Origin of the sequence: Thioclava sp. JE_KL1 (genome assembly GCF_009296265.1) — a bacterium.
Taxonomy (GTDB): Bacteria; Pseudomonadota; Alphaproteobacteria; order Rhodobacterales; family Rhodobacteraceae; genus Thioclava.
In genome coordinates this window covers 1-354 of the sequence record NZ_WBJS01000146.1, presented here as the reverse complement: position 1 = coordinate 354, position 354 = coordinate 1, and the positions used below count along the sequence as shown (strand labels likewise).

The window sequence follows — 354 nt, the reverse complement described above, 5'->3', positions numbered from 1 at the left end:
AAGAAATCCTGATAAAAACGGTCGATTTCCTTGCGGTTTTTTGCCCAGAGTGCAATGTGGTGAATGCCGGTTTGGTGCTCGTCGGATTTGAGTTTTTCTCCACTAGTGGCTGGTTGGATGCCGATATAACTGTGAAAGAAAGGGAAACGTGCCATGTAATAGGTAGAACGATAGCCGATATCTAGCGTCCAGAAGCTGGTGTATCCGAGCCAACCGAAGAGCTTGTCGAAAAACGCTATGGATTTATCATATTCAAGTACTGAAAACTCAACATGGTGAATGCCTTTCCATCTCATTGGGTGCTCCTTGTTTTATTGGCGAGAACTATTTCACGGCAATGTGGATGTGAACTTC

General features: G+C 44.4%; 1 pseudogene. It reads right to left on the bottom strand.

What is annotated here, in order from left to right:
• Nucleotides 1-296: pseudogene (locus F8R15_RS21300) on the bottom strand (VOC family protein); the annotation flags it as partial.
• Nucleotides 297-354: the final 58 nt, after the last annotated feature.